The sequence below is a fragment of the Streptomyces sp. NPDC090106 genome, from assembly GCF_044747265.1.
Classification (GTDB): domain Bacteria; phylum Actinomycetota; class Actinomycetes; order Streptomycetales; family Streptomycetaceae; genus Streptomyces.
Genome location: NZ_JBIVDS010000002.1, coordinates 671,171 through 685,440, shown reverse-complemented (window position 1 = coordinate 685,440; position 14,270 = coordinate 671,171). Strand labels below are relative to the sequence as shown.

Below are 14,270 nucleotides of genomic sequence, written 5' to 3'. Positions count from 1 at the left end.
CCGCCTACTCCCAGCGGAACCAGCGCGCGGCGGCGGCCGTCAGCAGCACCGTCCACACCGCCAGCACGCCCACGTGGCCCCAGCCGGGCCAGTCCCCGGCGGCGGCCTCGTTCAGCGCGCGGGCCGCCGCGCCGAACGGGGTGTACCCGACGGCCCGGGCGAGCCCGTCCGGCATGGTCTGCACCGGCGCCCACAGGCCCGCGCAGAACATCGCCGGGAAGAAGACCACGGACCCGACGGCGCCGGCGATCTTCGTGGTCCGGGACAGCGCGCAGACCACCGAGCCCAGGGCGAGGGCCACCAGGACGGTCAGGACGAGGGCGAAGAGGTAGCCGAAGGGCTGCTCAGGCAGGCGGACGTCGAAGGCGAGGCGGCCGACGGCCAGGGCGAGCAGCGCGGAGGCGAGGGCGGCGCCGCCGAACACAAGCATCTGCGCGGTCAGCAGCGCGGAGGGCCGGACCGGGGTGGTGGCCATGCGGCGCAGGATGCCGCGTTCGCGGTAGCCGGTGAGGGTCTGCGGCATCGCCTGGAGGCCACCGACGATCAGCCCGAGGAGGACGGTGACGGGGACGTACACGTCGATGGTCCGCAGGCCCCCGAGGTCGGGATCGGGGGTGCGGAACGACGGGATCGAGCCGAGGACGACGAGGATCAGCGTCGGGAAGAGCAGGATCCAGAAGACGGCGCCGGGTTCGCGGCGGAAGAGCCGGATCTCGGTGCGCAGCACGGCGAGCGGGGCGGTGTTCGCGCTCATGCCGTGACCTCCTTGGTCAGGTCCAGGAACGCGTCGTCGAGGGTGGCCTCGGTGACGCGGAGCTGGTGGGCGGTGACACGGCTGCGGGCGAGCAGCGTGATGACGGCGTTGACGGTGTCGTCGGTGCCGGAGAGGGTGACGCGGCCGTCCTTGTGCTCGACCGACGCGAGGGCGGGCAGCGCGCACAGGTCGCTCTCGTCCAGCGGCGCGGACGGCGTGAAGCTGATGACGGTGGCCCCGGCGGAGCGGCGGATCAGCCCGGCCGGGGTGTCCAGGGCGGCGACCCGGCCCTTGTCGATGACGGCGACGCGGTCGCAGAGCCGCTGCGCCTCCTCCATGAAATGGGTGACGAGCAGGACGGTGACCCCGCCCGCGCGGACGTCCTCGATGAGTTCCCAGGTGTCACGGCGGGCACGCGGGTCGAGGCCGGTGGTCAGCTCGTCGAGGACGACGATCCGGGGGGTGCCGACGAGGGCGAGCGCGATGAACAGGCGCTGCTTCTGGCCGCCGGAGAGCTTCGCGAACCGGGTGCCGAGGCGGCCGGTGAGTCCGAGGCGTTCGGCGAGGGGCCGCCAGTCGGCGGGGTGCTCGTGGAAGGAGGCGTACAGCTCCAGCGCCTCACGCACGGTCAGCTTGGCCTGGAGTTCGCTCTCCTGGAGCTGGGCGCCGAGGACGCGGGCCACGCGCGCGTGGTCGGCGACGGGGTCGAGCCCGGTGACCCGGACCCGGCCGGCGTCGGGGACGCGCAGTCCCTCGACGCATTCGACGGTGGTGGTCTTGCCGGCCCCGTTCGGGCCGAGGACGCCGAAGATCTCGCCCTCCTCGACGGTGAAGGAGACACCGTCGACGACGGGCCGGCCGCCGTAGGACTTGCGCAGTTCGCTGACTTCGATGACGGACATGGCTCCAGCGTCGCGGGCCGCGCGGGGCTTCCGCATCGGCCGTCGCGCTCGAAGCGGCATCAGCCGATCGGTTGACCCCGGGATACGACAGGCCCGTGCGGCGGGCCGAACGCGCAGGTCGCGGGAGCGGGGGCGGAGCGCGGTCCGGCCAAAACTCGGTGGGCGTTGTCAGTGGCGATCCGTAGGCTCGCTGTTGATGCCCACTACACACGCACCCACCGGGAAACGCTCCGCCGTCCGCACGCTGCTGCGCCTTTGGCCGTATGTGAGGCCCGTGCGGGCGCGGCTGTTCACCGCCGCGTTCGTCGCGGTCCTCGCCTCCTGTCTGGGGCTGGTGATCCCGCTCGTCCTGAAGTGGCTGGTCGACGGTCCGGTGGCGGACCGGGACCCGGCGGGGGTGTGGCTCGGCGCGCTGTACCTGCTGCTGCTCGGTGTCGGGGAGGCGCTGCTGTTCGGGCTGCGGCGGTGGCTGGTGGCGCGCCCGCTGTCGCATGTCGAGGCGGAGATGCGGGCGGACCTGTACCGGCATCTGCAACGGCTGCCGGTGGCCTTCCACGACCGGTGGGCGTCGGGGCAGTTGCTGTCGCGGGCCACGACCGATCTGATGCTGCTGCGGATGTTCCTGGCCTTCCCGCTGACGTTCCTGCTGGTCAACGGGGTGACGATCCTGGTCGGCGTGATCATCATGCTGCTTCAGGACTGGACGCTGGGGCTGGTGATCCTGGGGCCCGCGATCCCGGTGATCGTCACGTGCGTGGTGTTCGAGCGGCGGTACTCCAAGGTGGCGCGGCTCGCGCAGGACCAGGTGGGCGATCTGACGACGGTGGTCGAGGAGAGCGTCCTCGGCGTCCGCATCATCAAGGGGTTCGGCCGGCACCGCAGCCAGGCGCGCGCCTTCCGGGACCTGTCCCGCACCCTGCGCGGGACCGAACTGCGCAAGGCGGGGCTGCTGTCGACGATCTGGGGTGTCATCGTCACGCTCCCCGAGGTCGCCATCGGCGCGGCGCTGGTGCTGGGCTGTGTGCAGGTCGCGGACGGCGAGCTGTCGGCGGGCACGCTGGTGGCGTTCCTGTCGACGGCGCTGGCGCTGCGCTGGCCGGTGGACTCCATCGGGTTCCTGCTGGCGATGAGCCAGGACGCGGCCAGCGCGACGGAACGCTACTTCGAGGTGATGGACGAGCGGCCCGAGGACCCGGCCGTGCGCACGGACACCCCCGGTGACGGGGACAGGGGGCTGCGGTTCGAGAACGTCGCGTTCCGCTACCCCGACGCGCCCGCCGGTTCCCCGCCCGTCCTGGAACGTGTGGACCTGCACATCCGCCCCGGCGAGTCCATGGCCCTGGTCGGCGCGACCGGCAGCGGCAAGACCACGCTCACCGCGCTCGTGCCCCGGCTGCACGAGCTGACGTCCGGGCGGATCACGCTGGACGGCGAGGACATCACCGCCATGCCCCGCGAGGAGCTGCGCGCGAAGGTCGCCATGGCGTTCGAGGAGCCCACGCTGTTCTCGGCGAGCGTCGGTGAGAACGTGCTCATGGGCGCCGGGGAGCGGGAGCCGGCGGGCGCCGGGCAGGAGGAGCCCGCGGGCGCCGGGCAGGAGGAGCTGGACCGTGCGCTGTCCATCGCCCAGGCCGGCTTCGCGCACACCTTGCCCGAGGGCACCGGGACCCGGATCGGCGAACAGGGGCTCAGTCTCTCCGGCGGGCAGCGGCAACGGCTCGCGCTGGCCCGCGCGGTCGTCGGCAGACCCCGGTTCCTGGTCCTCGACGACCCGCTCTCCGCGCTGGACGTGCACACGGAGGCCGCCGTGGAGGCCGCCCTGCGGGAGGTGCTCGCGGAGACGACCGCGCTGATCGTCGCCCACCGCCCCTCGACGGTGCTGCTCGCGGACCGGGTCGCGCTGCTGTCCCGGGGCCGGGTCACCGCCGTCGGCACGCATCACGAACTGCTGCGCACGAACGCCGAGTACGCCCATCTCATGTCCGGCGCCGAGGACTCCGCCGGACACGATGCCGGTCACGGTGCGGGTCACGATGCCGTTCGCGACGCCGTTCGCGATGCCGTTCGCGATGCCGTTCGCGATGCCGTTCGCGATGCCGGGGACGCCGCCGAGCCGTCCGCCGGGGGCACCGCCGAGAACACCGCCAAGGACACCGCCGGGACCGCTCTCGAAGAGGAGGCCGCCCGATGACGGCGCCGACGACGACCGCGCCCGCCACCGCCGAGGAGGAACCGGACGTCCCGAGGACCGCCGGTGACCCCTTCGACCGGGACGTCCTGCCCACCCCGCCCCGCGCGACCGCCACCCTGCTGCGCTCGCTGCTCGCCCCGATGAAGGCGCGCGTCGCCCTCACCGCGCTGCTCCTGCTGGTCCAGCAGGCGGCGGTGCAGGCGGGCCCGCTGCTGGTGGCGTACGCGATCGACAGCGCGGTGCCCGCGTTCCGCGACGACCGGCACGGACCGCTGATCGCGGTCGCCGTGGCGTATCTGCTGTGCGCGGTGGCCTCCGGCGTGCTGCAACTGGTGTTCGTCCGGGTCGCGGCCCGGATCAACCAGGACGTGCTGCTCGATCTGCGCGGCCGGATCTTCCGCCACGCCCAGGCCCTCAGCGTCGACTTCCACGAGCGCTACACCTCGGGCCGGCTCATCTCCCGCTCCACCACGGACGTCGAGTCGCTGCGCGAACTGCTCAACGAGGGCCTCCAAGAGCTGATCATGGTCGTCCTGTCGTCGTTCTACATCCTGGCGATGCTGCTCTGGCTGGACCTCGGACTCGGCACGGTGGCGCTGGCGTCCCTGGTCCCGCTGTACGCCCTCGTCCGTCTCTACCAGCGGCGCGCGGGCCGCGTGTACACGCTCCGCTCGACGGCGATCGCCGCCGTCATCGTGAAGTTCGTCGAGACGATGAACGGCATCCGCCCGGTGCGCGCCTTCCGGCGGGAGGCGGCCAACGAGGCCGACTTCGCCGTCCTCAACCGGCGCCACGAGCGCACCAACGGCGACGCGCTGCTGGAGATGGCCCGCTATGTCATCGGCTCCCGGCTGATCGCCAACACGGCGGTCGCGCTGACCGTGCTGTGGGGCGCCTACCGGGTCGCGGACGACACCCTCGCGCTCGGTGTGCTGGCGGCGGCGGTGCTGTACCTGCGCCGGCTGTACGACCCGATCGACCGGCTCGGGATGTTCCTGAACTCCTACCAGTCGGCGGCGGCGTCGCTGGAGAAGATCGCCGGGCTGCTCGCCCAGACCCCGTCGGTGCCCGAGCCCGCGACACCGCGCGAGCTGCCGCCCCTGGAGTCCGAACACCCCGGCCGTGAGGTCGTCTTCGACGGCGTCCGGTTCTCCTACCGCACCGGCGGCGAGGTCCTGCCCCGCTTCGACCTGACCCTCCCGGCCGGGCAGACGGTCGCCGTCGTCGGTTCGACGGGCGCGGGCAAGTCGACGCTCGCCAAGCTGCTCGCCCGCTTCTACGACCCCACCGAGGGGCAGGTCCTGCTCGACGGCGTGGACCTGCGGGAGCTGTCGGTGCCCGAACTGCGGCGCGGGGTCGTCATGGTGACGCAGGAGGCGTTCCTGTTCTCCGGGACGGTCGCCGACAACATCGCCATCGGCCGGCCCGACGCCGGCCGCGAGGAGATCGAGCAGGCGGCGAAGGAGATCGGCGCCCACGAGTTCATCAGCGCGCTGCCCGACGGCTACGACACCGACGTCCGCAAGCGGGGCGGTCGCATCTCGGCGGGGCAGCGCCAACTCGTCGCGTTCGCGCGGGCGTTGCTCGCCGATCCGGCGGTGCTGATCCTGGACGAGGCGACCAGCTCGCTGGACATCCCGGGCGAACGGGCCGTGCAGCGCGCGATGACGACGGTCCTGGACGGCCGCACCGCCGTCGTCATCGCCCACCGGCTCTCCACGGTGGAGATCGCCGACCGGGTCCTCGTGATGGAGCACGGGGCCGTCGTCGAGGACGGCACCCCGGCCGATCTCATCGCGGGAACGGGCCGCTTCAGCGCCCTGCACCGGGCCTGGCGGGACAGCCTGGCCTAGGGGCGGACGGGCCCGGTCCGGCTCGGCAGGACTCAACTCGGCTTGGCTCAACTTGGCTTGGCCCAGCCAAGCTCGGCTCGGCTCGGCTCGGCTCGGCAGGAACGCATCTACGTTCGGGGGAACATTGATCGACGCGTACGCGGATCCGGGGACGCCCGAGCGCCGGGGCGGCTGGTGGTACCTGTGGTGGCTGGTGCGCTGCCAGCCGGGGCGGTGCGCGCTCGGCGCGGTGATCGCCACGGTGTGGATGGTGCTGCTGGCGGCGACTCCGTACCTGATGGCGAAAGCCGTCGACGAGGGCCTGGAGCCGGGGCGCCCCGGCCCGTTGGCGCTCTGGGCCGGGGTGCTCTTCCTCGTGGGGTCGTTCAACGCGTGGCTGAGCATCATGCGGCACCGCACGATGACCCGGGTCCGGATGGACGCCAACTTCCGCACGGTGAAGGTGGTCGTGGCGCACGCCGCCCGGCTGGGCGCGGCCCTCTCCCGGCGCGCGGACGCCGGGGAGGTCGTCACGATCGGGGTGGGCGACGTGCAGACGATCGCCGGTGCCCTGACGGTGGTCGGGCCCGGGGTCGGGGCGGTTCTGGCCTATCTGGTGGTGGCGGGGCTCCTGTTGTCGATCTCCCCGGTGATCGCCGTGGTCGTGCTGCTGGGCATGCCCCTGATCATCGGCGTGTGCGGTCCGCTGCTGACCCGGCTCCAGGGCGCGGAGTCCGAGTACCGCGAACGCCAGGGCGTCCTCACCGCGCGGATCGCCGACCTCGCGGGCGGGCTCCGCGTCCTCAACGGCCTGGGCGGCAAGGGCCTGTTCGCCGACGCGTTCCGCTCCGACTCGCGGCGGCTGCGCGAGCAGGGCTACCGGGTGGGCGCCGTGACCAGCTGGGTCCAGGCGCTGGGCGTCGGGCTGCCCACGCTCTTCCTCGCCGTCGTCACCTGGCTGGCGGCCCGGCTCGCCGCCCAAGGGCACATCACCGTGGGCGAGCTGGTCTCGGTGTACGGCTATGTCGCCGTCCTCGTCGGCCCGGTCGCCTTCTGGGTCGAGTGCGGGTACATGCTCAACCGGGGTGTCGTGGCCGCCCGCCGGGTCGTGCGGTTCCTGGCCCTGGAACCGCTGCGGGACACCGGCACCCGGGACGCCCCGGCGCGCCCTGCGCCCCTGTACGACCCGGAGTCGGGCGTCCACGTCCTCCCAGGCCGGCTGACGGCGCTGGTGGGCGCGCGCCCCGCGGACGCGGCGACGGTGGTGGACCGGCTCGGGCGGTACGTGCCGTCGCGGGCCACCTGGGGCGGCACACCGCTGGACGAGATCGAGCTGGGGCAGATCAGGGACCGCGTCCTGGTGGCGGACCACGAGGCGGACCTGTTCGCGGAGCGGCTCCGCACGACCCTCACGCCCTCCGGCAAGGGTGCGGCGTACGCCCGACCACCCGCCACGGAACCCGCCCCGCAACCACCGGACGGTCGCCGGTCCGCCCCGGAACCACCGGACGCCCGCCTCGTCCGCGCTCTCCGCGCCGCGGCGGCCGAGGACGTGGTCCAGGCCCTTCCCGACGGTCTCGACTCCGAACTGGACGCGCACGCCCGCAATCTCTCGGGCGGTCAGCGCCAACGCGTCCGGCTGGCAAGGGCTCTGGCCTTCGATCCGGACATCCTCCTGGCCGTGGAGCCCACTTCGGCGCTGGACGCCCACACCGAGGCCCGTGTCGCCGAGCGCCTCAAGGACGCCCGGGCAGGCCGTACGACCGTCGTCGCCACCACCTCGCCGCTGGTCCTCGACCGGGCGGACACCGTCGTGTACCTGGTCGACGGCAAGGCCGAGGCGGCCGGCACCCACCGGCGGCTCCTCGACACCGTGCCGGGCTACCGGGCCCTCGTGTCGAGGGACGACGCCGAGGAGGCGGTCCGATGAGCCGGCTGCCGATCGCCGAACCGGCGGACGTGCGCCGGGCCGCGCTCAGGATCGTCCGCGGGGACCGGCGGGCCTTCACGGGGGCCCTCGCCCTCAACGCGCTCGCGGCGGTCGCGGGCCTGGGCGGCCCCTGGCTGCTGGGCCGGATCATCGACGAGGTCCGCGCGGGCAGCGGCGTCGGCGCGGTGGACCGTCTCGCGCTGGCCCTTGTCGTGTGCTCGCTCGTGGAGTTGCTGGTCGCGCGCTGGGCCCGCTTCGTGGGGCACCGGTTCGGGGAGCGGACACTGGCCCGGGTGCGCGAGGAGTTCGTGGACCGCACGCTCGCGCTGCCCGCGTCCACGGTCGAGCGGGCCGGGACGGGCGATCTGACCGCGCGCGGCACGGCGGACGTGGCGACGGTCGGGACCACGCTCCGGGACGCCGGTCCCGATCTGCTCATCAACGGCGTCCGGTGTCTGTTCGGCCTGGTCGCGATCTTCCTCCTCGATCCGGTCCTCGGCCTGATCGGCGTCCTCGGGCTCACCCCGATCCGGTACGCGCTGCGCTGGTATCTGCGCCGGGCCCGGGACGGCTACCTCGCGGAGGGCGCGGCCACCTCGGAGGTCGCGGAGATCGTCGCGGCGACGGCGGCGGGCGCGCGCACGGTGGAGGCGCTGCGGCTGGCGGACCGGCGGATCGCGGCCGGCGGGGACGCGATCGAGACGGCCCGCCGCACCCGCTTGCACACCCTCCGCCTGCGCAGTGTGTTCTTCCCCGCGGTGGAGGTGTCGTACGTCCTGCCGCTGGCCGGGATCCTGGTGATCGGCGGGATGCTGCACGCGCGCGGGGCGATGAGCCTGGGCGCGGTGGTGGCCGCCGCCCTGTATCTCCAGCAGCTGGTCAACCCGCTCGACCAGATCCTGATGCGGGTGGAGCAGCTCCAGGCCAGCAGCGCCTCGTTCGCCCGGGTGGAGGGCCTGGCGGGCGCGCCCCGGGCGGCGGACGGGGAGAGCCCGGCTCCGGCGGACGACCGGATCGACGTGGCGGGGGCGCGCTACTCCTACGACCGGGGCGGCGAGGTGCTGCGCGGCGTCGACCTGACCGTGCGCCCCGGGGAGCGGATCGCGGTGGTCGGGCCGTCCGGCGCCGGGAAGACCACGCTGAGCCGGCTCCTGGCGGGCGTCGACGCGCCGAGCGAGGGGACGGTGACGGTGGGCGGGGTACCGGTGGTGGCGCTGGGCCCGGAGCGGCTGCGCCGCCAGGTGGTGCTGGTCACCCAGGAGCACCATGTGTTCCTCGGTTCGGTCCGTGACAATCTCCGCGTCGCCGAACCCGCCGCCGGTGACCCGCGGTTGTGGGACGCGCTCGCGGCGGTCGGCGCGGACGGCTGGGTGCGGGACCTCCCCGGCGGTCTCGACGCCCGCCTCGGGGACGGGGGATGCCCGACCGACGGTTCCCAGGCCCAGCAACTCGCCCTGGCCCGGGTGGTGCTGGCCGACCCGCACACCCTGATCCTGGACGAGGCGACGGCGTTGCTGGACCCCACGACGGCCCGGCACACCGAGCGGGCGCTGGCCGCCGTACTGCGGGGGCGGACCGTGATCGCGATCGCCCACCGGCTGCACACCGCGCACGACGCGGACCGGGTCGCCGTGATGGAGAACGGCCTGCTGACCGAACTCGGCCCGCACGAGGAGCTGGTGGCGGCGGACGGGGCGTACGCGGCGCTGTGGCGCTCGTGGCACGGGGACCGGGACCGAACCCCGACCGAGCCGAACGCCGGGTGAACTGTCCGCTCACCGAACATGACAGTCCGGGCAACGGACGATTTTCGGCCAAACTCCTGACGCGGTCCTGACAGAAACCGCGATCCCCTGCCACTCTTCCCACGGCCGAGTCACAGCAACCCCACAGCTTCGGCACAGGATCGCCGGCTGCGGCGCGGCAGAACTCCCGCACGTGCACGCCCCGTTCTGCCCGGACGGCCCACCAGCCCTCCGGTCTCCCCCGGCCGCGCGACCCGCGGCCCGCAGAAGGAGTCAGTGTTGAGAGAGAGTTCCTCCCACAGACGCACCTCCCACATCTCGCGTCGCCGGGCGGCCTCCGTCGCCCTGATCGGTGTGTCCGCCCTCGTCGCGGCAGCCGTGCAGTCGGGCGCCGCCACCGCCGCCCCGGAGCGGGCACCGGCCGCCGCCGGCAAGGTCCTCCCGGGCGCCGAGTCCGTCAAGCTCACCCCGGCCCAGCGGGCCGAGCTGCTGCGCACCGCCAACGCCGGCAAGGCGGCCACCGCCGCCGAACTCGGCCTGGGCGCCAAGGAGAAGCTGGTCGTCCGTGACGTCGTCAAGGACGGCAACGGCACGGTCCACACCCGCTACGAGCGCACCTACGACGGACTGCCCGTCCTCGGCGGCGACCTGGTCGTCGACAGCACGAAGAGCGACGCGACCGCGGCCGTCCGCAAGGCGACCCGGGCCGCGATCGAGGTCGCCACCGTGACGCCGCAGCTCTCCGCCGCCAAGGCCGAGAAACAGGCGCTGAGCGCGGCGAAGGCCGACGCGGCCGAGAGCGCGGACGTCAACCGCGCCCCGCGCAAGGTGATCTGGGCGGCGAACGGCACCCCGACCCTGGCGTACGAAACGGTCGTGGGCGGCCTCCAGCACGACGGGACCCCCAACGAACTGCATGTCGTCACCGACGCGGCCACCGGCGAGAAGCTCTACGAGTACCAGGGCATCGAGACCGGCACCGGCAACACCATGTACAGCGGCACGGTGACACTCGGCACGACCCAGTCGGGCTCGACGTACAACCTCACCGACGGCGCGCGCGGCAGCCACAAGACGTACAACCTCAACCGCGGCACCTCCGGCACCGGCACCCTCTTCTCCGGCTCCGACGACGTGTGGGGCAACGGCAGCCCCTCCAACCTGGAGACCGCGGGCGCCGACGCGCACTACGGGGCCGCGCTGACGTGGGACTACTACAAGAACGTGCAGGGGCGTTCGGGCATCCGCGGTGACGGCGTCGGGGCGTACTCCCGGGTCCACTACGGCAACAACTACGTCAACGCGTTCTGGTCCGACAGCTGCTTCTGCATGACGTACGGCGACGGCTCGGGCAACACGCACCCGCTGACGTCGATCGACGTGGCCGGGCACGAGATGACCCACGGCGTCACGTCGAACACGGCCGGGCTCAACTACAGCGGTGAGTCCGGCGGGCTGAACGAGGCGACCTCCGACATCTTCGGCACGGCCGTCGAGTTCTACGCCAACAACTCCTCCGACGTCGGTGACTACCTCATCGGCGAGGAGATCGACATCAACGGCAACGGCACACCGTTGCGGTACATGGACAAGCCGAGCAAGGACGGCGCGTCCAAGGACTCCTGGTACTCCGGGATCGGCTCCGTCGACGTGCACTACTCCTCGGGCCCGGCGAACCACTTCTTCTACCTCCTGTCCGAGGGCAGCGGCACCAAGACGATCAACGGTGTCACCTACAACTCGTCGACCGCGGACGGCCTCGCGGTCACCGGCATCGGCCGGGACAAGGCGGAGAAGATCTGGTTCCGCGCGCTGACCACGAAGTTCACCTCCACGACCAACTACGCGGGCGCCCGCACCGGCACCCTGGCCGCGACCGGTGAGCTGTACGGCACCACGTCCGCCGAGTACAAGGCCGTGCAGGACGCGTGGGCGGGTGTCGCGGTCGGTTCGCGCTCCGGCGGGGGCGGCGGTGGCGGCACCTCGTTCGAGAACACCGCCGACGTATCGATTCCGGACAACGGCGCCGCGGTGACATCGCCGATCACGGTCTCCGGGCGGACGGGCAACGCGCCCTCCAACCTCGCGGTCGCGGTCGACATCGTGCACACCTACATCGGTGACCTCCAGGTGCAGCTCGTCGCGCCCGACGGCTCGGCGTACACGCTGAAGGCGTACGGCACGGGCGGCAGCACCGACAACATCAACACCACCTACACGGTGAACGCGTCCTCCGAAGTCGCCAACGGGACCTGGCTGTTGAGGGTTCAGGACAACGCGGCGGTGGACACCGGCTACATCAACAGCTGGAAGCTCACCTTCCCGTAGACCGGTTCGCACGATCCGGCGCCGATACCGGGCGCCGCTCCGGAGGCAGGCCTCCCCGGAGCGGCGCCCTTCGCCATTGCCTTTTTGCCAGCTGCATACCGACGGGTTGTTGGGGCTTTGCCGAGGTCACGTGCTTTTACACAGCGGCAATGTTCACCCGCTGGCCTATTTTCGGCCAACATCACGTGAGGGTCATGACATGTACGCGCCCCAAGTGCCACTCTTCCTCACACCCGCCGCACAACTTCACAACCACTCCGGGCCGGCCGCCCCACTGCCGGTTCCGGCTCCCCCACGAAGGAGCTTGTGTGACCCCCCTCTACGCGCGTCACAAGCGCACCACCCTGGCCATCGCCACCGCGGTCGCGGCCGGAGCCCTCCTCACCACCGGTCTGACCACCGGTACCGCTGCCGCCCAGACCCCGGCGGAGAGCACCCGTACGACGCTCGCGGCCTCCCCCGTGGCGCTCACCTCGACCGCCCGCACCGCGCTGATCCAGAAGCAGCAGGACGCGGCGGCCGGCACGGCCCAGGAGATAGGCCTCGGCACCAAGGAGGCGCTCGTCGTCAGAGACGTCGTCAAGGACGCCGACGGCACGGTGCACACGCGCTACGAGCGCACCTACGCGGGCCTGCCCGTCCTCGGCGGCGACCTCGTGGTCCACGAGAGCAAGTCCGGTTCGACCGAGGGCGTCACCAAGGCGACGAAGAAGACCATCAAGGTCGCGTCGCTGAAGGCGGGCGTCACCGCCGGCAAGGCCGAGAAGCAGGCCGTGTCCCTCGCGAAGGCCGCGGGCTCGGAGTCCACCGAGGCCTCCGAGGCGCCCCGCAAGGTCGTCTGGGCGGGCAACGGCAGCGCGCCGACCCTCGCCTACGAGACCGTCGTGGGCGGCCTCCAGGAGGACGGCACCCCCAACGAGCTGCACGTCATCACCGACGCCGCGACCGGCAAGAAGCTCTACGAGTACCAGGGCATCGAGACCGGCACCGGCAAGAGCCTCTACTCCGGCACCGTGACGCTGGGCACGTACCTGTCCGGCTCGACGTACCAGCTGTACGACACCTCGCGCGGCGGCCACAAGACGTACAACAAGTCCCACGGCACGTCCTCCTCGGCGGGCACCCTGTTCACCGACGCGGACGACACCTGGGGCACCGGCGCGGCCTCCAGCTCGACCACCGACCAGACCGCGGCCGTCGACGCCGCCTACGGCGCGCAGGTCACCTGGGACTTCTACAAGAACACCTTCGGCCGCAGCGGCATCAAGAACAACGGCGTCGCCGCGTACTCCCGCGTCCACTACGGCAACCAGTACGTCAACGCCTTCTGGGACGACAGCTGCTTCTGCATGACGTACGGCGACGGCGAGGGCAACACCAGCCCCCTCACCTCGCTGGACGTGGCCGGTCACGAGATGACCCACGGCGTCACCTCCAACACCGCGGGTCTCAACTACTCGGGTGAGTCCGGCGGGTTGAACGAGGCGACCTCCGACATCTTCGGCACGGCCGTCGAGTTCTACGCGGCCAACTCCTCCGACGTCGGCGACTACCTCATCGGCGAGAAGATCGACATCAACGGCGACGGCACGCCGCTGCGCTACATGGACCAGCCGAGCAAGGACGGCGCGTCGGCCAACTACTGGTCGTCGTCGCTGAAGAACCTGGACGTGCACTACTCGTCCGGTCCCGCGAACCACTTCTTCTTCCTCCTGTCCGAGGGCAGCGGTTCGAGGACCATCAACGGGGTGTCGTACAACTCCCCGACGTACAACAGCTCCACCATCACGGGCATCGGCCGGGCCAAGGCCTCCCAGATCTGGTACAAGGCGCTGACCACGTACATGACCTCCACCACGACCTACTCGGGCGCCCGCACGGCGACCCTGAGCGCGGCGTCGGCCCTGTACGGCAGCAGCAGCACCGAGTACGCGACGGTCGCCGCGGCCTGGTCCGCGGTCAACGTGAGCTAGCCCGGACACGAGTGACGGGCGGCACCCGGGAGGAACATCTTCCGGGTGCCGCCCTACTCTTGTGTCCCATGTCTGAAAAGGACTTCACGTACGACGAGGTGGGTGCGACCCGCCGAGCCGGATTCTGCCCGCCCGGCTTCCACCCGCTCCATGTCCGCACCCGCATAGGCGAGGGCAACGGCGTCTTCGCCCGTGCCTCGGAAGCCGTGCTGACCTGGGAGATGCACCGGGCGATGGGCGTCGGCATGGACGTCGGCGCGGACCGCGCGGCACCGGACGTGAACGTCACGGTCACCCTCGGCGGCCTCATCAAGGCGCCCTGCCGCGTCGTGTGGACCGTCGAGGAGCACCGCCGCGCCGGCTGGGCCTACGGCACCCTTTCCGGCCATCCCGAATGCGGCGAGGAGTCCTTCGTCGTCGACCGCACCGGCGACGGCACGGTCTGGCTCACCGTCTCCGCCTTCAGCCGCGCCGCCAAGTGGTACTCCCGCGCGGCCGGCCCGGCGGCCCGGGGCCTCCAGCACGCGTACGCCCGCCGCTGCGGAACGGTGCTGCGGGCGCTGTGCGGGCCGTTCGAGGAGTAGAGCCCGTCCCGGTCACCGCGTCAGCGCCCCG

General features: G+C 72.3%; 9 protein-coding genes. 7 read left to right on the top strand and 2 right to left on the bottom strand.

The window, feature by feature from the left end; genetic code table 11:
- Positions 1–4: 4 nt before the first annotated feature.
- Positions 5–754, bottom strand: a complete 750-nt coding sequence (locus ACIPSE_RS08610) for an ABC transporter permease (RefSeq protein WP_401659047.1) — start codon at positions 752–754, stop codon at positions 5–7.
- A complete protein-coding gene (locus tag ACIPSE_RS08605; RefSeq protein WP_401659044.1) occupies positions 751–1,656 on the bottom strand; it encodes an ATP-binding cassette domain-containing protein in 906 nt (301 codons plus the stop codon). The genes ACIPSE_RS08610 and ACIPSE_RS08605 overlap by 4 nt, the downstream gene beginning before the upstream one ends.
- A 196-nt stretch (positions 1,657–1,852) precedes the next feature.
- Here ACIPSE_RS08605 and ACIPSE_RS08600 point away from each other — a divergent pair, with 196 nt between their 5' ends.
- From ACIPSE_RS08600 to ACIPSE_RS08570, 7 genes are all read left to right on the top strand, one after another.
- Positions 1,853–3,847, top strand: a complete 1,995-nt coding sequence (locus ACIPSE_RS08600; protein ID WP_401659041.1) for an ABC transporter ATP-binding protein — start codon at positions 1,853–1,855, stop codon at positions 3,845–3,847.
- Positions 3,844–5,700, top strand: a complete 1,857-nt coding sequence (locus tag ACIPSE_RS08595) for an ABC transporter ATP-binding protein (protein ID WP_401659037.1) — start codon at positions 3,844–3,846, stop codon at positions 5,698–5,700. The genes ACIPSE_RS08600 and ACIPSE_RS08595 overlap by 4 nt, the downstream gene beginning before the upstream one ends.
- 124 nt (positions 5,701–5,824) lie before the next feature.
- Positions 5,825–7,609 carry an ABC transporter ATP-binding protein gene (locus ACIPSE_RS08590; RefSeq protein WP_401659034.1) on the top strand — a complete coding sequence of 595 codons (1,785 nt, stop codon included), beginning with the start codon at positions 5,825–5,827 and terminating at the stop codon, positions 7,607–7,609.
- Complete coding sequence (locus tag ACIPSE_RS08585) at positions 7,606–9,375, top strand: ABC transporter ATP-binding protein (RefSeq protein WP_401659031.1); 1,770 nt, start codon at positions 7,606–7,608, stop codon at positions 9,373–9,375. Before ACIPSE_RS08590 ends, ACIPSE_RS08585 begins: the two co-directional genes overlap by 4 nt.
- Before the next feature lie 258 nt (positions 9,376–9,633).
- On the top strand, positions 9,634–11,682 hold the full coding sequence (locus tag ACIPSE_RS08580; protein WP_401659029.1) for a M4 family metallopeptidase: 2,049 nt from the start codon (positions 9,634–9,636) through the stop codon (positions 11,680–11,682).
- 308 nt (positions 11,683–11,990) lie between these two features.
- Complete coding sequence (locus ACIPSE_RS08575; protein ID WP_401659026.1) at positions 11,991–13,655, top strand: M4 family metallopeptidase; 1,665 nt, start codon at positions 11,991–11,993, stop codon at positions 13,653–13,655.
- Positions 13,656–13,723: 68 nt separating this feature from the next.
- Positions 13,724–14,239, top strand: coding sequence for a DUF1990 domain-containing protein (locus tag ACIPSE_RS08570; protein WP_401659023.1), 516 nt, complete (start codon positions 13,724–13,726; stop codon positions 14,237–14,239).
- Positions 14,240–14,270 lie beyond the last annotated feature (31 nt).